This is a genomic window from Saccharophagus sp. K07, from assembly GCF_014336955.1.
Taxonomy (GTDB): Bacteria; Pseudomonadota; Gammaproteobacteria; order Pseudomonadales; family Cellvibrionaceae; genus UBA5868.
This window is the reverse complement of record NZ_QRAI01000001.1, coordinates 691,059-713,528: the sequence shown is the minus strand read 5'-3', so window position 1 is coordinate 713,528 and position 22,470 is coordinate 691,059. Positions and strand designations below refer to the sequence as shown.

22 protein-coding genes and 4 tRNA genes are annotated in these 22,470 nt (G+C 50.6%); 14 read left to right on the top strand and 12 right to left on the bottom strand.

Annotation, left to right across the window (positions count from 1 at the left end; all coding sequences use genetic code 11):
• Positions 1 to 142 precede the first annotated feature (142 nt).
• The 5 genes from DWB84_RS02985 to DWB84_RS02965 all read left to right on the top strand — a co-directional run bounded on the left by DWB84_RS02985 (position 143) and on the right by DWB84_RS02965 (position 3,916).
• Positions 143 to 811 (top strand): HAD family phosphatase, encoded by a 669-nt coding sequence (locus tag DWB84_RS02985; RefSeq protein ID WP_187408256.1) that lies wholly within the window; start codon positions 143 to 145, stop codon positions 809 to 811.
• Positions 812 to 1,061: 250 nt separating this feature from the next.
• The gene (locus DWB84_RS02980) at positions 1,062 to 1,403 is read left to right on the top strand and encodes a PepSY domain-containing protein (protein ID WP_222867994.1); all 342 of its coding nucleotides are present in this window, start codon (positions 1,062 to 1,064) and stop codon (positions 1,401 to 1,403) included.
• Between the two features lie 23 nt (positions 1,404 to 1,426).
• Positions 1,427 to 2,128: a response regulator transcription factor gene (locus DWB84_RS02975; RefSeq protein WP_187408255.1), complete on the top strand. Its 702-nt coding sequence runs from the start codon at positions 1,427 to 1,429 to the stop codon at positions 2,126 to 2,128.
• A gap of 90 nt (positions 2,129 to 2,218) precedes the next feature.
• Complete coding sequence (locus DWB84_RS02970; protein WP_187408254.1) at positions 2,219 to 3,493, top strand: ATP-binding protein; 1,275 nt, start codon at positions 2,219 to 2,221, stop codon at positions 3,491 to 3,493.
• 3 nt (positions 3,494 to 3,496) lie between these two features.
• Entirely contained in the window at positions 3,497 to 3,916 is a 420-nt protein-coding gene (locus DWB84_RS02965) for a VanZ family protein (protein ID WP_187408253.1), read from the top strand.
• Positions 3,917 to 4,019: 103 nt separating this feature from the next.
• Here DWB84_RS02965 and DWB84_RS02960 read toward each other — a convergent pair.
• The 3 genes from DWB84_RS02960 to DWB84_RS02950 all read right to left on the bottom strand — a co-directional run bounded on the left by DWB84_RS02960 (position 4,020) and on the right by DWB84_RS02950 (position 6,466).
• Positions 4,020 to 4,096: transfer RNA gene (locus DWB84_RS02960), tRNA-Met, on the bottom strand.
• 189 nt (positions 4,097 to 4,285) lie between these two features.
• A complete protein-coding gene (locus DWB84_RS02955) occupies positions 4,286 to 5,911 on the bottom strand; it encodes a PglL family O-oligosaccharyltransferase (RefSeq protein ID WP_187408252.1) in 1,626 nt (541 codons plus the stop codon).
• 57 nt (positions 5,912 to 5,968) lie between these two features.
• Complete coding sequence (locus tag DWB84_RS02950) at positions 5,969 to 6,466, bottom strand: prepilin-type N-terminal cleavage/methylation domain-containing protein (RefSeq protein ID WP_187408251.1); 498 nt, start codon at positions 6,464 to 6,466, stop codon at positions 5,969 to 5,971.
• A 285-nt stretch (positions 6,467 to 6,751) separates the two neighbouring features.
• Here DWB84_RS02950 and pilB point away from each other — a divergent pair, with 285 nt between their 5' ends.
• The 4 genes from pilB to yacG are packed head-to-tail and all read left to right on the top strand — an operon-like array spanning position 6,752 to position 10,789.
• A complete protein-coding gene (gene pilB / locus DWB84_RS02945) occupies positions 6,752 to 8,473 on the top strand; it encodes a type IV-A pilus assembly ATPase PilB (RefSeq protein ID WP_187408250.1) in 1,722 nt (573 codons plus the stop codon).
• Between the two features lie 3 nt (positions 8,474 to 8,476).
• Positions 8,477 to 9,688, top strand: coding sequence for a type II secretion system F family protein (locus DWB84_RS02940; protein ID WP_187408249.1), 1,212 nt, complete (start codon positions 8,477 to 8,479; stop codon positions 9,686 to 9,688).
• On the top strand, positions 9,688 to 10,584 hold the full coding sequence (locus DWB84_RS02935) for an A24 family peptidase (RefSeq protein WP_187408248.1): 897 nt from the start codon (positions 9,688 to 9,690) through the stop codon (positions 10,582 to 10,584). The genes DWB84_RS02940 and DWB84_RS02935 overlap by 1 nt, the downstream gene beginning before the upstream one ends.
• 4 nt (positions 10,585 to 10,588) lie before the next feature.
• Positions 10,589 to 10,789: a DNA gyrase inhibitor YacG gene (yacG, locus tag DWB84_RS02930; RefSeq protein ID WP_187408247.1), complete on the top strand. Its 201-nt coding sequence runs from the start codon at positions 10,589 to 10,591 to the stop codon at positions 10,787 to 10,789.
• Positions 10,790 to 11,707: 918 nt separating this feature from the next.
• Here the strand turns inward: yacG and DWB84_RS02925 are convergent.
• A tRNA-Ser gene (locus DWB84_RS02925) sits at positions 11,708 to 11,795 on the bottom strand.
• 266 nt (positions 11,796 to 12,061) lie between these two features.
• Between DWB84_RS02925 and DWB84_RS02920 the strand changes: the two genes are divergently transcribed.
• Both DWB84_RS02920 and DWB84_RS02915 read left to right on the top strand, forming a co-directional pair.
• Positions 12,062 to 12,274 (top strand): hypothetical protein, encoded by a 213-nt coding sequence (locus tag DWB84_RS02920; protein WP_187408246.1) that lies wholly within the window; start codon positions 12,062 to 12,064, stop codon positions 12,272 to 12,274.
• Positions 12,275 to 12,289: 15 nt separating this feature from the next.
• Entirely contained in the window at positions 12,290 to 13,672 is a 1,383-nt protein-coding gene (locus DWB84_RS02915; RefSeq protein ID WP_187408245.1) for an adenylate/guanylate cyclase domain-containing protein, read from the top strand.
• 8 nt (positions 13,673 to 13,680) lie between these two features.
• Here DWB84_RS02915 and queF read toward each other — a convergent pair whose 3' ends face one another.
• From queF to DWB84_RS02890, 5 genes are all read right to left on the bottom strand, one after another.
• A complete protein-coding gene (queF, locus tag DWB84_RS02910) occupies positions 13,681 to 14,493 on the bottom strand; it encodes an NADPH-dependent 7-cyano-7-deazaguanine reductase QueF (protein ID WP_187408244.1) in 813 nt (270 codons plus the stop codon).
• 10 nt (positions 14,494 to 14,503) lie between these two features.
• On the bottom strand, positions 14,504 to 15,277 hold the full coding sequence (locus DWB84_RS02905) for an ABC transporter permease (RefSeq protein WP_187408243.1): 774 nt from the start codon (positions 15,275 to 15,277) through the stop codon (positions 14,504 to 14,506).
• Positions 15,274 to 16,227, bottom strand: a complete 954-nt coding sequence (locus DWB84_RS02900) for an ABC transporter ATP-binding protein (protein ID WP_187408242.1) — start codon at positions 16,225 to 16,227, stop codon at positions 15,274 to 15,276. Before DWB84_RS02900 ends, DWB84_RS02905 begins: the two co-directional genes overlap by 4 nt.
• Positions 16,228 to 16,433: 206 nt before the next feature.
• A tRNA-Gly gene (locus DWB84_RS02895) sits at positions 16,434 to 16,509 on the bottom strand.
• Positions 16,510 to 16,514: 5 nt separating this feature from the next.
• Positions 16,515 to 16,590: transfer RNA gene (locus tag DWB84_RS02890), tRNA-Glu, on the bottom strand.
• A gap of 283 nt (positions 16,591 to 16,873) precedes the next feature.
• Here DWB84_RS02890 and DWB84_RS02885 point away from each other — a divergent pair.
• A complete protein-coding gene (locus DWB84_RS02885; protein WP_187408241.1) occupies positions 16,874 to 17,662 on the top strand; it encodes a hypothetical protein in 789 nt (262 codons plus the stop codon).
• A 21-nt stretch (positions 17,663 to 17,683) separates the two neighbouring features.
• On the opposite strand, the gene msrB is transcribed toward DWB84_RS02885, so the two are convergent.
• Positions 17,684 to 18,088, bottom strand: coding sequence for a peptide-methionine (R)-S-oxide reductase MsrB (msrB, locus tag DWB84_RS02880; RefSeq protein ID WP_187408240.1), 405 nt, complete (start codon positions 18,086 to 18,088; stop codon positions 17,684 to 17,686).
• A 182-nt stretch (positions 18,089 to 18,270) separates the two neighbouring features.
• Between msrB and DWB84_RS02875 the strand changes: the two genes are divergently transcribed.
• Positions 18,271 to 19,485: a pyridoxal phosphate-dependent aminotransferase gene (locus tag DWB84_RS02875; RefSeq protein WP_187408928.1), complete on the top strand. Its 1,215-nt coding sequence runs from the start codon at positions 18,271 to 18,273 to the stop codon at positions 19,483 to 19,485.
• Between the two features lie 10 nt (positions 19,486 to 19,495).
• Complete coding sequence (locus DWB84_RS02870) at positions 19,496 to 19,942, top strand: hypothetical protein (RefSeq protein ID WP_187408239.1); 447 nt, start codon at positions 19,496 to 19,498, stop codon at positions 19,940 to 19,942.
• 61 nt (positions 19,943 to 20,003) lie between these two features.
• On the opposite strand, the gene eda is transcribed toward DWB84_RS02870, so the two are convergent.
• Both eda and edd read right to left on the bottom strand, forming a co-directional pair.
• Positions 20,004 to 20,633: a bifunctional 4-hydroxy-2-oxoglutarate aldolase/2-dehydro-3-deoxy-phosphogluconate aldolase gene (gene eda, locus DWB84_RS02865; RefSeq protein WP_187408238.1), complete on the bottom strand. Its 630-nt coding sequence runs from the start codon at positions 20,631 to 20,633 to the stop codon at positions 20,004 to 20,006.
• Positions 20,630 to 22,468 carry a phosphogluconate dehydratase gene (gene edd / locus DWB84_RS02860; RefSeq protein ID WP_187408237.1) on the bottom strand — a complete coding sequence of 613 codons (1,839 nt, stop codon included), beginning with the start codon at positions 22,466 to 22,468 and terminating at the stop codon, positions 20,630 to 20,632. Before edd ends, eda begins: the two co-directional genes overlap by 4 nt.
• Positions 22,469 to 22,470 lie beyond the last annotated feature (2 nt).

Sequence of the window (22,470 nt, the reverse complement as noted above, 5' to 3'; positions counted from 1 at the left end):
TACCGAATACAGCGGGCAGCAAAGGTTGCACAAAAGGCGAGATAAGCTGATGACAAGATTTGTAACGCTCGGTTTCGCCTGTGTAATATGGCCTGTTTTCGCGCGGCTGAACCTCTACACGACTTACCGAGCTTGATTGATCATGCCCAGTCTTCCTATTCGCGCCGTCATATTCGATCACGATGGCACGCTTGTGAACTCAGAACCGGTACATTTGCAATGCTGGCAAGCCGTCTTGCGGCATCACAAAGTCGATCTGTCCGAAGAGGAATACAGCCGCCACTTGTCGGGCATGCCCTCGATATACTCCGCCACGTGGTTAGCCGCTAAGTTTAACCTTGATATAGAGCCCGGCGCACTACTCTCGAGCAAACAAAAACACCTGCAGTCCTTCTTGACACAACAGGGGTTTCCTTTAATGCCCGGTGCGGATGCCCTGCTGCGCCACCTCCGCCTGCGCAACATCCCACTGGCTGTCGCCACCGGAGCGAGCAGAGACGAAGTTACCCACAGCATTCAGTTTCACGGATTGAGCGAATATTTTCAGACGGTGGTTTGCAAGGATGATGTCGCCCAAAACAAACCTGCCCCAGATGTTTACCAACTCGCCGCCCACCGCCTGGGCGTGCCAGTTGAGCATTGCCTCGCGATAGAAGACAGCGATAACGGCGAAAAATCCGCTACAGCAGCTGGAATGCGGTGCATTCGTTTCCGCTATACCAATACAAAGCAGCACGAAGAAAGCCACCAACCGGCCAAGCACTTTTTGAGCTATGAGGCGATTCAAAACTGGCTGAGCGAACAGCTGTAGCTCAATAATCAATAGACAGGGGCAATCCGATAAAAAGTCAGATAACACGATAGGCTAATGCAGCAAGTAAACACTTCAGCCTATATTCAGGTTAACGAGCCTAGTCTTCATCCAAGCCATATCACCAAAACAACTAGGTCCGCCACAACTGAACAGAAAAAAGGCAATGCGGTCCATTGGCAAGCGCGGCTTTGCTCTACTGCAAACGCCTTTCATAATCCCGTATGACGAGACTTAACTCGGTTTCTACATGATGATCAGTACAACCAAGAGAAGGCTGGCCTCTTTTTTACTGTCACTGGCAGTGATGCCCGTGTTTTCCTGGGCAGCGCCCAAGCACATGCGCGAATCCATGCCGTACGCCCAAGGACCCAGGCAGTACACCCAAGGGCCCATGCAGTATGCCCAAGGGCAAGGCCGCACGGACAAATCGAAAGCTGCCGATATTGCGCGCTCCGCTCACGGCGGCCGGGTGCTGACCGTTGAAGAGGTCAACTCCGACGGCAAAACCATTTATCGTGTCAAGCTGTTACTGGATGGTGGGCGAATCAAAATCGTCACCGTGGACGGCAACAGCGGCAGAATTATCTAACCCATATCATCAAGGAGCAGGCTATGCGTTTGCTGGTAGTGGAAGATGAAGAATCAATTCGCAAGCAGCTGGTGGACTTTCTTACGCAGCAAGGCTTCGCAGTGGATCAGGCTGCTGACGGTCGCGAGGGACTGTATTTCGCCCAGGAATACGACTACGACCTGGCCATTATTGATATAGGCCTCCCTTTCCTGGACGGCATAGAGCTGATCAAAAAAGCTCGCGGGGTTGGTAAGCAATACCCGATTCTTATCCTGACCGCCCGAGGCAACTGGCAAGACAAGGTGGAAGGTCTGGAAGCTGGTGCAGACGATTATCTGGTCAAACCCTTCCATAATGAAGAACTGCGCGCCCGCGTGAATGCCTTGATCCGCCGCGCCTCGGGGCATGCCTCTCCGCGTCTGGAATTCGGCCCCATCGTCATCGACACCGCCGCCAAAACTGTCAGCCGCAATGGTGAAATCGTTGAGCTCACCAGCTACGAATACAACACTTTGGAGTATCTGGCGGTACACGCAGGCGAAGCCATTTCCAAGACGGTTCTTACGGAACACCTTTATCAGCAGGATTTCGAACGCGATAGCAACGTCATCGAAGTATTTATCGGTCGCCTGCGCAAAAAGCTCGATCCAGATGGCAGCTTGCAACTGATTACCACCATGCGTGGGCGGGGCTACCGCTTCAATCCGGACTTCCAGGCAATGGCCAAGGCACAAGGAAATTAATCTCTGTTCGCCCGCACCACATCACTTACCGCCCGACTTTTCCTCGCCTCTGCGCTGCTGCTCCCGCTCCTGCTGGGGTTCAGCGCAACCATGCTCAATCACGCCTATCAGAGAAGCCTGCGTACCGCCGAGCGCGACGCACTGAGCGGGCAAATCTATATCCTTCTCGGAGCCGCTGAACCGAGCGAAAAAGGCTTAAAACTGCCCACAGAACTGAGCGAACCCCGCTACAGCGCGGTGAATTCAGGCTTGATGGGTTGGGTGGTGAACTCCCAAGGCGCCCTTCAATGGCGTTCACTTTCCAGCGAACTGATTGCCCCTGAGAGCCTGCCCACACCGACCACCAATTTCAGCCCAGGCCGAATGCAGTTCTTCAGCACGCTGATCGACGGGCGCGAATACTACGCTGTCAGTTACGACACGGTTTGGGATATCAACAACAAGGAACACGGCTATCGCTTTGTCGCTATGCACAGCCGGGAGCCCATGATCAACGAGCTCGAGGCCTACCAGAAACGATTATGGAAATGGCTCGGCGGCATGGCCTTGTTATTGGCCCTGGTGCAAACGCTAATCGCCAAGTGGGGCCTATCCCCTCTGCGCAAACTCGCCGCCGACCTAAAGCGGGTAGAGGAAGGCCTGGAACAACTGCCAGGCACCTACCCCGCCGAAATCCAACCGGTTACCGACAACCTCAACAGTGTGTTGCGCAGTGAGCGCGCCCAGCGGGAACGCTATCGCAACACCTTGTCAGACCTCGCCCATAGTCTCAAAACACCTTTGGCAGTTATTCGCGGTCATCTGGAAAATAACCAAAACCTCAGCCCTGAAGCTCTGGCCCAGATTGTCGACGAACAAGTGTCCCGTATGTCCACCATCGTCGATCATCAATTGCGCCGCGCCAGCGCTCAAGTAACCCAAGCGAGTCACTCCAGCACAGTACCTGTAAAACCCCTAATTGAGAGGCTGGTGCGTGCGCTGCAGAAGGTCTATCAAACCAAAGGGGTGCAGTTCAGCCAGAAGATTCCGGACAACCTCCACTTTCACGGCGACGAGGCAGACCTGATGGAGCTGCTCGGCAACTTGATTGACAACGCTTGCAAGTACGGGCGACACTCCGTGGCCATTTCTGCACAACAGCAAGGTCGGGAACTTGCGGTGATCGTCGAGGACGACGGTCCGGGAGTCAACGCCGAGGTGCAGCAAACGATTTTGACTCGCGGAACGCGTGCAGATACCGCCACACCCGGCCAGGGCATTGGGCTTGCAGTAGCGGTGGATATCTTGAGCAGCTACGGTGGAAGTATCGACATCTTTCGGTCCAAACTGGGCGGCGCCGGTTTCGCAATACGGATTCCCAACTAGATCATGATCAGCTTTATCGACCGCTTCCTGAAAAGCCGCCTGTTTTTTTGCATCCGTATCGGCCAATTCCTCATAGCGCTAGCCGTATTTTCCACATTTGCCCTGATGCCCGCCGAATACGTCAAAGGCGTTGCCACATCCGACAAATCCTTGCACTTTATGGGCAACCTTCTCCTAATGCTGTCCGCCTGCGTAGCCCTAATGGGTCGCCTCAAACTTGTCGTTCTTCTACTCCTGCTAATCCCCTACTCCATCGCCATGGAATTCGGCCAATGGCTCTCCCCCGGCCGCCACTTCGACCCTAGAGATATGGTGGCCAATATATTGGGATTGGTTACGGGGTATATCCTGGTCCATTTGGTTGAGTTTATTTGGAATAGGGTTAATCAGAGGGAGGCGAGGGTTAAAGCGGAGAACAACTAAAGCTTTCTAACAAAGCGCAAGAATGCAATACGGTCCCACAGCAATTAAAAATGCTAATAGCTTTGAAGATTTCAAATGGGCTATGACGGAAAGTCTTAAGTGATGGTGGCTAGGGCGAGACTTGAACTCGCGACCCCGGCATTATGAGTGCCGTGCTCTAACCAGCTGAGCTACCTAGCCATACTTCGGAGGACCCCCATGCGGAGGGCCGCCATCTTACCAATCGGCTTGACAATGTCAAGCGTATTCAGACACCAACAGAAGAATTCCTTGGGGAAATTACTCTTCCACGGGGCGGCATCCGTAGTCGCTATCTAGACTAAGAGAAAAGTACTAACCCGCAGACAATCAATATTTCCAATGACTTACTCAAACCTCCCGACCAGCAGCAACAGAACCCTCCATAAAATACTTGTAATATTCATAGAGTGTTTCTCCATATAGGTGTTTGATTTTTTGCAGCTCCAGATATCCTTCGGCCTCCCTGTTATTTAAAGCAAGCGCCACACTATACCTGTAAATCAAAACAGGGAAGGGATATCGATACACCACCATCTTCATCCAAAGCAAATCTGTTTCTGACATATCCGCGTGCGCTTTTTTTCTCGCGAATTGAATATATTCTCTTTCACCATCTATAACAGCGACCGATTGGGACAAATTAATCTTCCCATCTATAGGCAGGCCAAAATTCTGCCCACGCATCAGCCTATGATCCTCTTCCAAAACCCTATATTCTCGCCATATCACTCCTGCACCAACGATCATTAGAACCAGCAAGGTTCCGCTATAAAAAAATCTGCCGACCGCAATTTCAGCAAGTTTCACCTTATTTCTGTCTGCAAGCCCAAGAACAAAAGCGACAGGCAAAAGAAAATATGCATATTCGATAGGGTACTCGAGCATGGAATGAATAAGCACCACAGCAATAATCGCCAACAGAAACCATTCATTCCCGGATATTCTCTGAAAATACCGCCGGGCAATCCAGATCAAAATAAAAAGAGCAAGCCCCCCACCCAAAACCGGTCCAAACCATACCACCATATCAATTATTAAATTATGGCTATGCTCAACCATCTCTACTGTTTCGGCAAATTCATTTAAATATGAAAACTGCGCCACACTGACCTGCCCAACTCCATATCCAAGAGGTGGTGAATTCAAAACTGCAGGAGCTAAACTTAGCCATATCGCCACTCGTTTTCCGTAGCTTCCAGTAACCAATCTGACGCCTTCCGGATCCGAAAAATTCCACACCGCATCCAGCATTGGGTAAAACAGATAGGCAACCCCATATATAACGATCGGAACACTCGCTTTAATTCGTTCGTCTATAGAAACAAAACCTCTACACCCCCAAAACAACCAAACAAAAACAAAACAAAGCTGAACAATAGGCGTTCGAGATTCTGACACCAAAATCCCTGCAATTAGCAAAAAACCCAAAAACAAGAAAAATGCAAAAGATGTTGCGCGATTCAAAAACAAATAGATGTTTGCCACCAATGCCCAAACCAACAAGGTTGCATAATTATTAGCCTGCCCCAAATTCCCCTCAGACCGCCCCCCAGACTGCGGGATGGTCCAGAAGGACTCAACTTGCAACCATTGTGCGATACCAATCAGGGCATTTATTCCTCCCCCTACAGCTAAAACAACTGCCAGCCAAAATATCTCGCTGTTTCGCTTAAGTGACAATCCAAGCTGATACGCCAATAGCGCGGAGCCGATATAAATTCCGGCCATCACAGCATCGGAGCGAAAAAAGTAAATGCCAAGGCCGTATTGAATAAAAATGAAAGCGAGTACGATTATGCCTACAAACACAAAACAGGAAATATATTTCCTGTTAGCAATCTGCGAACCCCAAAGAAAAAGAAAGGCAAGAAAAGAAAAAAATTCGTTATAAAATGCCCTCCAGGGCAAATAGTGATCTGGAATAACCCATGCCAAGATCATTACCGAACCAGAAACTATATAGAGCATTCTCATAAAGAATCACCAAAAAAAAAGGGCGCTAAGCGCCCTTTTTATTCAAAAAATCAAAAATTATGGAGCAAACGTTCCAGTAGGTGGTGTTGTTGCGTAATTATGAGAGCATGAACCTGGGAGCAGCGCCAACAAAGCTGCGCTAGAGCCACCGCATTGCCATTGGTGAACCGCATCACCCAAATCTGTGGTAGTTACCATTGCAGTACCATCAGCTTTTAAAGGCTCAAGATAGATGTAAGCGCCATCAATACTCGAGTGGATATTATCTACCTGAACACGAATAGCACCGTGCGCATTGGTTGAAACCCCACTCACAAACTGAGTCGTACCACTTGCAGACTCACAACCCCAATTGCCTGCGCCCGGAGCAGCAGTAGCGGTTTGATATCGCTCAGTTACAGTAGTGCGGCAAGCGCTTGCTGCAAGCACAACTTCCGACAACCGCGCTTTACGCGTGTAGTTTTCATAAGCTGGCAACGCAACGGCTGCCAAAATACCAATGATTGCAACCACAATCATCAATTCAATTAATGTAAAACCTTGTTGCTTTTTCATGGAGGTAATCCTCAACCTTGTTGGATGGTGACCGAGGGGATACAAAGCGTATGCCAAGAGCGCAACCCTTTGATATTTAATCATTTTCCCGAGAAATCTCTTCATAAACTGGCGCGCATTCGGTTTCAGCATCAACACAACAAGGCAAATTGTGACATTTAGCGTCACCCAAGGCGGGTTTCGCCAGTTCCGCTAGGCGCTGGACTAAACGCAATAAAACTGTTGAAATGCCTGACCCGACTATAATAAGCAATAACACAGTCTACTAACCCCGAATTAAGCTTCATGAGCAGCCCTAATGTGACTATCAGCGGCCTCGCCCGACGTTTGGTGCGCGACGGCCTTATCGACGAAGATTTTGCTCGCCAGGCCATTCTCAATGCACAGAAAAATGGCCACCCGCTGCCGTTTGAGCTGATCGGTAAGGTCAGCGCGAAGGCCATTTGCCAAGCGGCATCTGACGAATTCGGTACTCCTGTCTTTGATCTAAACGCAATCCCCCAGGCTAATATCCCCAACAAACTGGTTGATCCTAAACTTGTCTCAAAGCACAACGCGTTACCATTATTTAAACGTGGTAACCGCCTGTTTGTGGCAGTAGTGGATCCCACCAATCTTCACGCCTTGGATGAAATCAAGTTCAACACCGGACTGACCACAGAAGCCATTCTGGTAGAGGCTGACAAGCTTCTTCCTCGCATTGATGCATATCTAAACGCTGCAGAAGAAAGCCTGGGAGATGCCCTCGGAGGATTGGATGAAGAAGGGCTGGAAGGACTGGACATTGAGGCAGTAGAAGATTCCAAAGCCAAAGCCGATGACTCTTCAGATGTTGACGAGGCTCCGATTGTTCGCTTCGTCAATAAAGTTTTACTGGACGCAATCAAAATGGGGGCATCGGATATCCATTTTGAGCCTTACGAGAAGAGTTACCGCGTCAGATTCCGCATTGACGGCATTTTGCAGGAAATGGCCCGGCCACCAGCCAACTTGGCTATTCGTTTGGCAGCCCGTCTAAAAGTTATGTCCCAAATGGACATCTCCGAGCGGCGCGTCCCCCAAGACGGTCGCATCAAGATGAAAATCTCCAAAACACGCGCCATTGACTTCCGCGTGAACTCACTGCCGACGCTCTTTGGGGAAAAGATCGTATTGCGGATTCTCGACCCGTCCAGTGCAAAATTGGGTATCGACGCACTGGGATACGAGGATTTCCAGAAGAAGATGTACCTGGATGCCTTGGCGCAACCACAAGGTATGATTCTGGTTACTGGCCCTACAGGTTCCGGAAAAACCGTTTCTCTTTATACCGGTCTCAACATTCTCAACACTCCCGAGCGCAATATTTCCACTGCGGAAGACCCAGTGGAAATCAACCTTGAGGGGATCAACCAGGTTAACGTCAATACCAAAGTGGGCCTTACTTTCGCAGAAGCCTTGCGCTCTTTCCTGCGTCAAGACCCGGATATTGTGATGGTGGGCGAGATTCGGGACTTGGAAACTGCAGAAATTGCTATCAAGGCCGCGCAGACGGGTCACTTGGTGTTGTCTACACTTCACACCAATAGCGCGCCGGAAACCCTCACCCGCTTGCTGAACATGGGGGTTCCCACCTTTAACGTAGCTACCACTGTGAGCCTGATCATTGCCCAGCGGCTGGCACGGCGCTTATGCCCGCACTGCAAAAAAGAAGCGCGCGATATTCCCGAAGAAATTCTGCGCGAGGAGGGCTTTTTTGATATCGGCATTCCGCGCGAGGAACTGACGCTATTCCACCCTGTGGGATGCGATAAATGCGTAAATGGATACAAGGGACGGGTCGGCGTCTATGAGGTAGTTCGCATCACGCCGGAAATTTCGCGGATTATAATGGAAGGTGGAAATTCAATCCAAATTGCGGAAGCAGCCAAGCGCGAGGGCTTTTTTGACTTGCGCACAGCAGCACTGCGCAAAGCGGCCATTGGCCTCACAAGCCTAGAAGAAGCCAACCGCGTAACCAAGGATTAACGTATGGCGACACACGCTCCAGATGTATTTCTCTACAAAGGCGTCGATAAAAAAGGCAAAAAGGTAGAGGGAGAAATAACCGGCACCAGTTCCGCGATCGTTAAGGCGCAACTGCTCAAGCAAGGTATTCGCGTGCAAAATGTGCGCAAAAAACCAAAACCCTTGTTTGGCGGCAAAAAGAAAATCAAACCGCTGGATATCGCCATATTTACCCGACAGATGGCAACCATGATGAAAGCTGGTGTGCCTCTGGTGCAGAGTTTCGACATTGTGGCAGATGGTGTTGACAATCCAGCCTTGGCAGAATTGATTCGATCTATTCGCGAAGATGTCGCAGCAGGCTCAGGTTTTGCTCTTTCCTTGCGCAAGCACCCCAAATATTTTGACGATCTGTTTTGCAACTTGGTTGAATCCGGTGAGCAATCAGGCTCTTTGGAAACCATGCTGGATCGAATTGCTACCTATAAAGAAAAGACTGAACGTTTAAAGGCGAAAATTAAAAAGGCGATGACTTATCCGATTGCAGTTATTGTGGTCGCTATAGTTGTTACCGGCATTTTGTTGGTTAAGGTTGTCCCTCAGTTCGCCGAAACATTCAGCAGCTTTGGCGCAGATCTTCCTGCGTTTACTTTATTCGTTCTTGGATTGTCTAACATCGCACAAGAACATTGGCTCCGCGCGTTAGTGGTTGTCATTGCTGCGGGATTCATTTTCAAGAGACTCAAACAAAGAAACAAATCATTTGCTGTACTACTAGACAGGCTGGTTCTACGCATTCCAGTAATAGGACAAATTGTCTACCAATCGATTGTTGCTCGTTTTTCCCGCACTCTTTCAACTACCTTTGCTGCAGGCGTACCTTTAATTGATGCATTGGAATCAGTCGCAGGCGCCACCGGCAATGCAATTTATGAATCTGCCGTCTTGCGCGTGAGAGATGAAGTAGCAACAGGTACGCAGCTAAATGTCGCTCTACGGCAAACAAAAATGTTTCCTTCTATGTTGCTACAGATGACCACTATCGGCGAAGAGTCCGGTTCCTTGGACGAAATGCTGGACAAGGTTGCAACCTACTACGAAGAAGCGGTTGATAATTTGGTGGATAGCCTGACATCTCTTCTCGAACCCATGATCATGGCAGTCTTGGGCATTTTGGTGGGAGGCCTAATGGTGGCCATGTACCTTCCAATCTTCCAATTGGGTCAAGTTGTTTAATGTCTTTTGCCGAATTCTACGCAGCAGCGCCAATCACAATATGGATTGGCGTTGTTTTTTTGGGGCTTGCCGTCGGCAGTTTTCTGAATGTCGTGATTTATCGCCTGCCGGTGATGATGCAAAACGACTGGAAGCAGGAGTGCGATGAATACCTGCGCGAACAAGGTCATCCAGCAGCAAAAAAATCCGAACAAAAAGCAGAAAAATTTAATCTTGCCTATCCCAATTCCCGTTGCCCTAAGTGCAATACACCGATAAAGCCCTGGCAAAATATTCCTGTTTTAAGCTATGTGTTTTTAAAGGGCGCTTGCGCTAATTGCAAAACAAAGATTTCCCCTCGCTATCCCATCATAGAAGCCACCACAGCTGCACTCGGAGCACTGGTTTTCTGGCATTTTGGGGCAACCACTGAAACCTTGTTTGGGTTTGTGTTTTTGTGGTCATTGATCTGCCTGACCATGATCGATGCCGATCATTACCTGCTACCCGACTCCATCACTCTGCCACTTATGTGGCTGGGCATAATTGCCAATCTTTTTAACACCTATACCGATCTGGAAAGCTCCGTTATAGGGGCTATTGCTGGCTATTTGTCACTATGGCTGGTGTATTGGGCGTTTAAACTGATTACTGGTAAAGAAGGCATGGGGTACGGAGACTTCAAGCTTCTTGCTGCACTGGGAGCCTGGATGGGTTGGCAATATCTGCCACTGATTATTCTGCTTTCCTCCGCCGTAGGTGCCCTGCTTGGCCTGGGAGCTATAGCACTTATGGGCCGCGACAAAGCCAAACCTCTGCCCTTTGGCCCCTACTTGGCGGTCGCTGGTTTTATTGCTTTTATATGGGGCGATACCCTGTTGCAGCACTACCTCCAGATGATGAATTTTTCCGGCTAGATCCATGACTATCAAAACTCTTTCCGTCAAATGCCCTACCTGCAAAAAAGAAGTATTAATGACTCCTGCGTTCCCGGAGCGGCCTTTTTGTTCGCGCCGCTGCAAGCTGATTGATTTGGGGGAATGGGCTTCTGAGGGGCATAGGATTCCGGGGGAAACGGTATCCGAGGAGGATTTGGAGCAGATTGGGCGGCATAGGGACTGAAGCCCCCTTATTACCTTCGCGCCTCTACAAAAAGCCCCATAAGGGGCTTTTTGTTTGGCACCCTCTTGGGCGCACCAATTGTCCCAGAGGGTGGACCAAATCCCCTCACCCTCTGGGAGGGTTAGGGTGAGGGAAAGCCTAAAACAAGCTTTTCGCAAAAACGTGGCCACATTCGGGGAGGGATGGACCAAAGCGCTTCCTGCGCTTTGCCCTTCGGGCTCCCGTTGGTCGGTCCCAATCGTTCCTGACGATTGGTCGAACCGCGAGGGTTCTCACCCTCCCTCACCGCGCTCAAAAAAAAGCCCCAAATCTGGGGCTTTTTTGTCGGTGCTGGAAGGCAAACAGTTTCTTTCGCCGAATGTGGCAGGTCCGAGGAGGGATGGACCAAAGCGCTCCTGCGCTTTGCCCTTCGGGCTCCCGTTGGTCGGTCCCAATCGTTCCAGACGATTGGTCGAACCGCGAGGGTTCTCACCCTCCCTCACCGCGCTCAAAAAAAAAGCCCCAAATCTGGGGCTTTTTTGTCGGTACTGGAAGGCAAACAGCTTCTTTCGCCGAATGTGGCAGGTCCGAGGAGGGATGGACCAAAGCGCTCCTGCGCTTTGCCCTTCGGGCTCCCGTTGGTCGGTCCCAATCGTTCCAGACGATTGGTCGAACCACGAGGGTTCTCACCCTCCCTCACCGCGCTCAAAAAAAAAGCCCCAAATCTGGGGCTTTTTTGTCGGTACTGGAAGGCAAACAGCTTCTTTCGCCGAATGTGGCATGTCCGGGGTCGGGATGGACCAAAGCGCTCCTGCGCTTTGCCCTTCGGGCTCCCATTGGTCGGTCCCAATCGTTCCAGACGATTGGTCGAACCGCGAGGGTTCTCACCCTCCCTCACCGCGCTCAAAAAAAAAGCCCCAAATCTGGGGCTTTTTTGTTTGGCGGTGAGGGAGGGATTCGAACCCTCGAAGCCTTTCGACTTACACACTTTCCAGGCGTGCTCCTTCGACCACTCGGACACCTCACCTAATATTTGTGCAGGATTGATGGCGTAGGGGCCGTCCTGCAAAGGCGGCAAACTTTACACAAGTAAGGAGGCAAAGGCAATCGTCGAACCAAGATTTTTTTTGATGCGCTAGCCACCAGGTGATGCATTATGCCACTCTAAAACATAATTGCATTATCAAAGACTTAGGATGCGATCGACAGGTCATCAACAGCATTCATTGCCAGGCCTCCTCCTATAAAGCCGGAGCCTAAAATCAAAGGATAAGCTTCGCTTCAGCGGGGGTCATGGACTTTATGGAACAAAAATCGTTTAATGCACAACCAACAAGAATAAGAGAATGGGAGCCGCATCTAGGTAAAGCGGGTGGGCGGCACCATCAGCAAACAGTGAAAAAAGACCTTGAGTACTCCAATATGGCCGCGCATTTATGGAAATCTGGCCGTCCGGAAGCGCATTCCGGTCCAGCAAAGAGCTACTACAAAACAATATTTATGTAAGAACAAGGTATATCTATGAACGATGCCTCTGGCTCCAAAACAGAGGATACACAAGACTTTTCCTTGCGCCAGCATGATATTCGGGCTTTGATTTGCCTAGCTGCGGCGGGCACCGCGTTAGCCAAAATCAACTGGCAGCAAATCGATTGGCTGGTGGCGGCCATAACCGCCTGTGTATTTCTGTACACCTTTTTCAGTTATTGGTTTATCAAGCGTCGCGCCATCAATCAAAGCAAAGCGTTCGACCGCTTTATGACTGCCGATGCCGGGGTTATCGGCATAGTCTTGAGCCTGTCTGAATTCAATCTGTTGCCGACCATCCTTTTTATCACCATGGTCCAGTTCAACAGCTTGATCAATGGCGGTATTCGCAAGTGGGCGATTGATAATACTGCCCTGATCTCCGGCATTATTCTCAGCATCTTTATTCGCGAGCCCAAGTGGGTTTTTTCCGACAAACTGGAAATCAGCAGCATCAGCCTTGTCGGCATCTTCACCTACTTTTGCGCCTATGCACTCTACGCCCACAAAAAGATCCGCAAGATGGAGATGCACATCAAAAAGCTCTCCAACGAGCACACCATGTACAAACTGCGGACTTATAAACTGTCCCGCTATTTGACGCCGACAGTCTGGAAAGCAATTAACGACGGAAGGGAGAAAGCTCTTACCACTGAGCGCAAACGCGTCACTATCTTTTTTTCTGATATTCAGGGCTTTAGCTCGCTCTCGGAAGAGCTAGAGGCAGAGACGCTCACTGAGCTGCTGAATTCCTACCTCACTGAAATGGCCCGCATTGCCAATAAGCACAAAGGCACCATCGATAAATTCATGGGCGATGCCATTATGGTGATTTTCGGCGATTCACAGAGTGAGGGTGTCAAAGCGGATTGTTTGCGCGCCGTCTCCATGGCGATCGAGATGCGTAAGAAAATGAAAGAGCTGCAACAGCGCTGGTATAACCAAGGCATCAAAAAACCTTTGCTGATTCGCATGGGTATCAACACAGGTTTTTGCACCGTGGGATCTTTCGGTACCAGCCATTACATGGATTACACAGTGCTCGGCACCCATGTAAACCTGGCTTCACGCTTGGAATCCGCGGCTGACCCCGGGGAGATTCTTATTTCCCACGACTCCTGGGCGCTGGTAAAGGATGTGGTTCTGTGTCGGGATAAGGGTGAGATTTCCGTAAAAGGTTTTAGCCAGCCCGTCCGGGTGCACCAGGTCATCGATTTTCGTAAAGACCTAGGCAAAGATCAGAGCTGGTTTGAAGAAAATGCAGATGGATTTTCCATGCATCTAGACTTGGAAAAAATCCGCAACTACGACAAAGAACGCATCTTGGATGCGTTACAAAAAGCGTCTGAAAAACTGCGCGAAAAAATCATCCATTAATCGCCCCGCTATTGCCGCGGGGCAAGCCATACAGGCGCATCCATAGGATGCGAACTGCGGAATGGATTGATATCCAACCCACCTCTTCTTGTGTAGCGAGCGTAGACCCACAGCTCACTCGGACTCCCCGCAGCTTCCAGATCCACATAAATACGCTCGACGCAATTTTCATGGAAATCCTGGTGCTGGCGATAGCCGACGATATATTGCAAAAGCGCAGCCTGATCGAGCGCTCTGCCCCGCCATCGTATCCAAATCGATGCCCAATCCGGTTGACCGGTGACCGGGCAATTACTCTTCAATAAATGACTGCACCAAATCCCGTCGAATTCGCCATCGACGGGTCGCAGTAAATTTGCATCTGGTTGATAGCCGTTTACTTGTATTTCTATATCGTCCAATAAAACCGCTTCCGGCGCTACCTCAGCGCGTTTTCGGTATTCCTCCAGCCCATACAGCCGTATTGCAACAGGCGCGCCGGCAACCGCCGACAAATCGCGCTCCATTGTTTTCAGCAACTCGTCTTTAGAAGCAATTTCAGTCTGATTAAATGAATTCAAATAATATTTGAATGATTTTGATTCAATCAGATTTGGACTATTCGCAGGAATCGAGAATTCTGCGATGCAGACCTGCGGCTTGCCGCCGGGGCAAAGCCAGCTCAGCTCATAACCTGTCCAGATATCAGAACCATAAAACGACTGTCGGTTGAGGTGACTGCGCGACAAAGCGCGAGGAATGGGTTGCAGCAACCCCGCATCATAATGATCGGGATAGGCTTGTTGCTTCCCAAGTTTCAATTCACTTAATTGATCATTCATATACCGAACCTCAGGAACGCAATTTCCGCCCTTTGTGCAACAAATACCAAGCAAAGATGTAGGCAATCACCAACATCCCTGCGATACCGCCAATCGCCAAGCCCACATTGACGTCCGACACCCCCAAAAACCCAAAACGGAAGGCATTAACCATATAAAGAATTGGATTTAATTGAGATACACCCTGCCAAAATTCCGGCAACAAACTTATCGAATAAAAAACGCCGCCGAAATAGGTCAAGGGAGTTAATAAGAACGTCGGAATAATGGATATATCGTCAAACGAATTGGCAAAAATCGCATTGATAAGACCCGCAACCGAAAATAATGCTGAGGTCAAAAAAATCACCAAAATCGTCAACAAGGGATTTTCAATAATAAAGTTGGTAAAAAACGTCGAAACGAAAGTCACTATAGCGCCTACCGCCAAACCGCGCAGAATACCACCAGCGACATAGCCGAGAAGAATAATGTGGCTAGGAGTGGGACTCACCAACAATTCTTCAATACTGCGATGAAATTTCGCACTAAAAAATGACGAAACGACATTGGCGTAAGAATTATTGATTACCGCCATCATGACCAAACCGGGAACAACAAATGACATGTAATCAAAACCGCCCATCTGACCAATCCGCTCGCCGATCAAATGACCGAAAATCACGAAATAGAGTCCCATGGTAATCACAGGCGGAATAAGAGTTTGCACCCAAATACGTAAAAAGCGCGTGACTTCTTTGCGGAGGATCGTATAAAAGGCCACCCACTGATGCTGAATCTTCATACGCGACCTCCGGCACCATCCCGCTTCTCGTGATTTTTCACGAGCGTCACAAACAATTCCTCCAAGCGGTTGACTTTGTTGCGCATGCTCACGACCGCAACATTTTTTGCAGCGAGCTGCGCAAACAAATCATTTAAGGGCTTACCTTTTTCCACCTCCACTTCCAGACTGTGAGCGTCGCGCAAGCGCAATTGATAATTTTCCACCTCGGGACATGCCATTAGCTCATCTCGCACATCGAGGACAAATACTTCGCGGTTCAATTGCTTCAATAAATTTTTTACGCTGGTATTCTCGATAATCTCGCCTTTATTGATAATGGCGACATTGCGGCACAAATTCTCAGCCTCTTCCAGATAATGCGTCGTCAGGATGATAGTGGTTCCAGCTTGATTAATTTCCGTCAAAAATTCCCACATGGAGCGGCGCAGCTCTATATCCACTCCCGCAGTAGGCTCATCGAGAATAAGCAGCTTCGGCTTATGAACCAGCGCACGCGCGATCATAAGACGGCGCTTCATACCGCCGGAAAGGTTCCTGGCAGGCTCGTTGCGCTTATCCCACAAATTTAATTGATGCAGGAGCTGATCAGTGGTCTGCAAAGCTTCTTTGCGCGGCACACCGTAGAAACCCGCCTGATTCACGACGATTTGCTGGACCTTCTCAAACACGCTGAAATTGAATTCCTGTGGAACCACCCCGAGATGCTGCTTCGCAACGGAAAAATTCGCATCTATATCGTGACCGAAGATAGAGACAGATCCGGACGTTTTGCGAACCAGAGAGGAAATAATGCCGATAATGGTGGATTTTCCAGCACCGTTGGGGCCGAGCAGCGCAAAAAAATCTCCCGGCATTACATCCAGATCTACACCGCTAAGGGCAGCTTTGCCATTTCCGTAAACCTTGCTCAAAGCGCGAATGGACAGAGCAGTCGACTGTATCGTCATGGGGATAAATTCCAGCCTGCAAACGAGGGATGCCACTTTATCAAATTTGGCTCGACAAAAATAAAATCCGATAAAACGAATGCTGCAACCGCAAAAAAGCAGTGGTGCGAAAGATTTGGTTTTTATAAATGCTGATGAAGAGGAATTTGCAAAACTGAAAATACAGAAATAAAAAAGGCAGCCTTTCTGGCTGCCTTTTTTATGTTTGGAGCGGGAAACGAGACTCGAACTCGCGACCCCGACCTTGGCAAGGTCGTGCTCTACCAACTGAGCTATTCCCGCAAAATTGGCGTCCCCAAGGGGATTCGAACCCCTGTTACTGCCGTGAAAGGGCGGTGTCCTAGGCCTCTAGACGATGGGGACCTATTTTCTTCAGGCTTTTCAACATTTTGCGTTGTCGCCAGAAGTGGGGCGCATTCTATTGGTGACCCAGAAAGCTGTCAACACTTTTATAAAAAAATTTTTATTAATTTCTTTTGATCTGTTTTTTGCTGATGAAAAATTAAACACCATTAAATCAAGAACATAGGTCCGACCTTAAAATCTCTGCCAGAGGTACGTGGAGATCGAACCCAAACCTTCGGCCAGCCAAGTTGCATCCGCGGTCAGGGCTGCTAGCCTTTATGAGAGTATTTGGTGCGCACACATGTCTTCCGTCCCCGTTATTATCGCAATTGTCGTCCTTCTGGCTGGCTTGGTTTGCTACGCATTTATTGCGCAAACCGTGTCGCAAAAGAAGCAGCAGAAAGAACGCCTCCTGCTGGCGCTGAAAAGTCGCATCCGCAATTTCAAATTTATGTTGAGCGGCTTTCCTCCCGGCTTTTTGCCGAAGGAGCTGACCCTTCTGGTTCAAAAGAGCCTCGCGCAACTCCTGGATCAGCTGTCCAAAATGGAACCTAATCATCCCGGCCATAAAGAGGACTTAAAAACGATCGTCCAGCAAATGGCGGAGACTCAGCGCCTACAACAAAACCAGCCCTCCTCCCCTATCGAAAACCCCAAGCAGGCTCGTGAGATCAAAACCAGCCTGGAGGAGCTCTACAAGTACGTTTTTCAACTGGAAGGAAAAAAACAGCTGACCGGCTCACAAGCGGAAGCCTACCGCAACACGATCCGCCAGCTGGTTATTCAGCTGACACTCGACTCATACGCGCTGCAAAGCCGTCTGGCGCGCGATAAAGGCAAACCCCGTTTGGCGTTACATTATGTCGAACTCGCGTTGAAGCTGGCTCTCAAAGAGCGCAACGGCGGTCGGCTGGACAATCAAATCGCACAACTGCGCGCGACCCGCAGCGAGTTGGAGCGTCTGGTCAATGAATCTCCTGCAACAGAGGAGAACTCCGCTGAGGAAGCAGATTCATCTGCAATCAATAGTGAATGGGACAAGTTCGCGCAAGAGCAGCAGAACTGGAAGAAGAAGCAGATCTATGATTGAGGGGCACTTTGGCCCCGCCTCTTATGCTTCCGCATCCTCATCCAATCTGAGAGACGCGGAATTGACGCAGTAGCGCAACCCCGTTGGCTCAGGGCCATCCGGAAAGACATGGCCGAGGTGGGCGCCGCATTTTTCACAAAGAATCTCAGTGCGGATCATCCCATGACTGAGATCGCGCTCTTCCGCCACTGACTGAGGATTTATGGGCTGATAAAAGCTCGGCCAGCCGGAGCCAGAGTCGTACTTGGTACGGGATGAGAACAGCGGTTCTCCGCAACAGCGGCAGCGATAAACACCACTTTTTTTGCAGTCCCAATATTCGCCAGTAAAGGGTCGCTCAGTGCCTTTGCCACGGCAGATCCGATACTCCTCAGGGCTCAATTCCTCGCGCCAACGCTCATCGTTTTTTACAGTGCTATCTGACATAATCGCTCACCTGCTAATCTTGATATCAATGACTTGAATCGACGCGCCCCTGATTCTGACGGGTCATTTCGTTTTCCGAAAATTGCCGTCTCCTTCCGGCGCACACCAGGCCAGAACTCATTATCGGCAAAGGGCGAACATGCTCGCCCGGAACATCGGATTAAAAAGGTAACCACTTGACAATGCAACTCATCGATAAATCCAGAAAACTGGATGGCGTGTGTTATGACATTCGCGGCCCAGTGTTAGATCACGCTACCCGTCTTGAAGAGGAAGGCCATCGCATCCTCAAGCTCAACATCGGCAACCCCGCTCCTTTTGGCTTTGACGCGCCGGACGAAATCATCGCCGACGTTATCCTGAACCTCCGCGCTGCCCAAGGCTATACCGCGTCCAAAGGCCTGTTTCCCGCGCGCAAAGCGATCATGCAGGAATGCCAGAGCCTGGGAATCCCCGGCGTCGAGATTGACGATATCTTCCTGGGCAATGGCGTGAGCGAACTTATTGTCATGGCCTGCCAAGCTCTGCTGAATAACGATGACGAAGTGCTGGTACCCGCTCCGGACTACCCTCTGTGGACTGCGGCCGTCACTCTGGCTGGCGGCAAGCCTGTGCACTATCTATGCGATGAGCAATCCGACTGGTTTCCCGACATCAACGACATTCGCAGCAAGGTCACCAGCAGAACCCGCGCAATCGTTTTAATCAACCCCAACAACCCCACTGGCGCGGTATATAGCGAAGACTTGTTGAAAGAAATCGTGAAAGTCGCGCAAGAACACAAGTTGGTGATCTTTTCTGATGAGATCTACAGCAAGATCGTTTACGACGACGCCAAATTCATTCCTATGGGCCGCTTGGCTCAGGACGTGCTCTGCGTCAGCTTTAACGGCCTTTCCAAAACCTATCGTCTCGCCGGCTTCCGTTCTGGCTGGCTGGTATTCAGCGGCGCCAAGCATCTGGCTCGGGAATACATCAAGGGTGTCGAGATGCTGTCTTCCATGCGTTTGTGCGCCAACGTTCCGGCCATGTATGCAGTCCAAACAGCTCTAGGCGGCTATCAGAGTATCAATGAACTGATCCTGCCCGGCGGGCGCTTGCTGGAGCAGCGCAACGCCGCCTGGTCTGCCCTGAATTCCATTCCCGGGGTGAGCTGCGTCAAACCTAAAGGGGCTCTCTACATGTTCCCGAAAATCGATCGGAACTATTACAAGTTTGACGACGACCAGCAGCTGATTCTCGACTTCCTGATTCAGCATAAAGTGTTGCTGGTTCAAGGAACTGCATTCAACTGGCCAGAGCCGGACCATGCACGCATAGTGTTCTTGCCTGTAGTGGACGAACTGACCAAAGCCATCGACCGCCTCGGTCAATTCCTGCAACGTTACGCAAGATAGCGAGATCGTTTTGTCGGACATTCACATCGATGACTTCTACCGGGACGCAGCCAAAATTTTGGTTGCGCTCTACGGTCAATTTCCCAAGAAGATCACCTTATACGTCGAAGATATCTGCGGCCCGGACACGCCGGATGAGTTCGGCCTGCACAGTCCGCGACATCAGGCGTGCTTTCACACCATGATGTGGCTCGCGAGTGCAGATTATCTGCGCTATGACCAAGCGGTTCGCCAGGAAGCGCTGGACCAGGTTGTGCTCAGTCACCGGGGATTTCTGGTGTTGAGCTCTGCTCCGCGCAATGCCCCTACCCCAGAGAACCCCATCAAAGAAGGCTCTTTGATGATTCACAAAATTCGCCAGGAGCTGCGCAGTGGCACCTCTTTCAGTCTTGCTGAAGTTATGCAGGAATTGATGCTGATGTCCCGCCAGTTGGGTGAGATACCCAAGTTCATTTAGAGGAAGGAAGGGGAAATAAAAAGGCCAGAACAAGCCTGGCCTTTGAGTGTTTAAGAGGAGATTAAAGCTGAACTTTCGCCATGGTTTTGGCAGCTATGTCCGTAATGGCCTGCCAGTTTTTGGCGTCCACCGCAGCCTTAGGCACCAACCAAGACCCACCGACGCACGCCACGTTCGGCAGCGCCAAATACTGATCAAAATCGTCGATCGTCAGGCCACCGGTCGGGCAGAAAGTCGCTTGCGGCAAAGGACCATTAATGGACTTCAGCAGGGGTAAACCGCCCACAGCGGTTGCCGGGAACAATTTAAAACAGCTCAGCCCCAACTCCATTCCCGTCAGGATTTCAGAGCACGTCGCCACTCCAGGAAGCAGTTTGACGCCGCACTCCTGCGCTTTGCGCACCAATGCAGGTGTCATTCCGGGAGAAACCGCAAAATCCACCCCAACATCAGCACACTCTTCAACGTTTTTCTCATTGATCACAGTGCCGGAACCGACTATCAAATGTGGGCATTCTTTTTTAATGACCTTGATGCACTCGAGAGCCACTGGCGTGCGCAGGGTAATCTCTACCGCTTTGATTCCACCTTTATACAGCGCTTCAGCGACTGGAACGGCATGATCAACACTGTCCAACACGATCACCGGCATAACGCCGATGGGTTGCAAAAATTCGCGTGTGATATTCACAGAGATTCCTTATTGAAATCGATGAATGAATTAAAAACGGATGCGCCCTCTTCGGAAACTCCGGCGAGCTCGCGGAAGCCGCCAAACAGGCTGCGTCCCAGGTTTTGCGGTTCGCGCTTGAGTTGAGCGGCAGGTCGGGCAGCCAGTTCAGCAGGATCAACCAGCACATCCAGGATGCCTTGATCGGCATCGAAACGAATGACGTCACCAGTTTTCAGCTTGCCGAGCGCGCCACCTTTGCAGGCTTCCGGTGAAATGTGGATCGCAGCAGGCACTTTTCCGGATGCACCCGACATACGACCATCTGTTACCAGCGCAACTTTGTAGCCCCGGTCTTGCAGCAGGCCGAGCGGAGGAGTCATCTTGTGCAGTTCCGGCATGCCATTGGCAGCAGGCCCTTGGAAACGCACCACGGCGACAAAATCTTTTTCCAGCTCACCGCGTTTAAACGCATCGATCAACTCTTCTTGTGTTTCGAACACAATACAAGGCGCCTCGACAACGCGGTTTTGTGGCGCAACGGCGGAAACCTTGATAACGCCCTGACCGAGGTTGCCGCGCATCAGACGCAAGCCGCCTTCGGGTGAGAAAGGCTGATCAAAGCTGCGCAATACGTCGGTATTATTCGAAGCAGAAATCACATCTTCCCAGACTGCCTCACCCGCGCTGTTGAGTTTGGGCGCTTTCTCGTAGCTGGCGAGCCCCTGGTCACCCATTACAGTAACTACATCTTCATTCAACAAGCCGCCACGACGCAGTTCGTACACCAAGTAAGACATGCCGCCGGCTTCGTGGAAGTGGTTAACGTCGGCTTCGCCATTCGGATAGACGCGCGCCAAAAGCGGCACTGCGCGAGACAGCTCATCCATATCGTCCCACGTCAGAATCACACCCGCAGCTCGCGCCATGGCAACCAAGTGGAGCGTGTGGTTGGTAGAACCGCCGGTCGCCAACAAACCGACTACTGCGTTGACGATGGATTTTTCGGTAACGACTTCATACATCGGACGGTATTGTCCGGCGGACGCGGTGCAAGCGATCAGCTTTTCTACCGCTGCACGGGTTAATGCTGTACGCAATTCGGAGTCAGGGCTGACGAAAGATGAGCCGGGCAATTGCAGACCGAGCATCTCAACCAACATCTGGTTGCTGTTGGCGGTGCCGTAAAACGTACAAGTACCTGGGCTGTGGTAAGACTTGGTTTCAATTTCCAGCAGTTTGTCTTCACCAACTTCACCAGCGGCGTACTGCTGGCGTACTTTGGCTTTTTCTTTGTTGGGGATGCCCGACGGCATTGGGCCGCCCGGAACAAAAACCGCTGGAATATGACCGAATTGAAGCGCGCCTATCACCATGCCAGGCACGATTTTGTCGCAGATACCCAGGAACAGGTTGCCGTCGAACATGTTATGGGTCAGACCTATGGCAGTTGCCATAGCCACCACTTCCCGGCTGAACAGGCTGAGCTCCATACCCGCCTGTCCTTGGGTCACCCCGTCGCACATGGCGGGCACACCACTCGCCACCTGGGCACTGCACCCCATGCGGCGCGCAGCTTCGCGAATAATGTCCGGATAGCGCTCGTAGGGTTTGTGCGCCGACAACATATCGTTGTAAGCAGTGGTGATGCTCAAATTGGCCGTCTGCATCAGGCGGATAATGTTTTTATCCTGTTCGTTGCAACCGGCATAAGCGTGCGCCAAATTTCCGCAGGAGAGGCGTCTCTTCGGCGGATTCTGCTCCATCGTTGCCTTCATGGCGTTGACATAGGCCGAGCGCAGTTCACGACTGCGCTCAATGATGCGAGCAGTTACTGCCTCAACTGTAATATTCACAG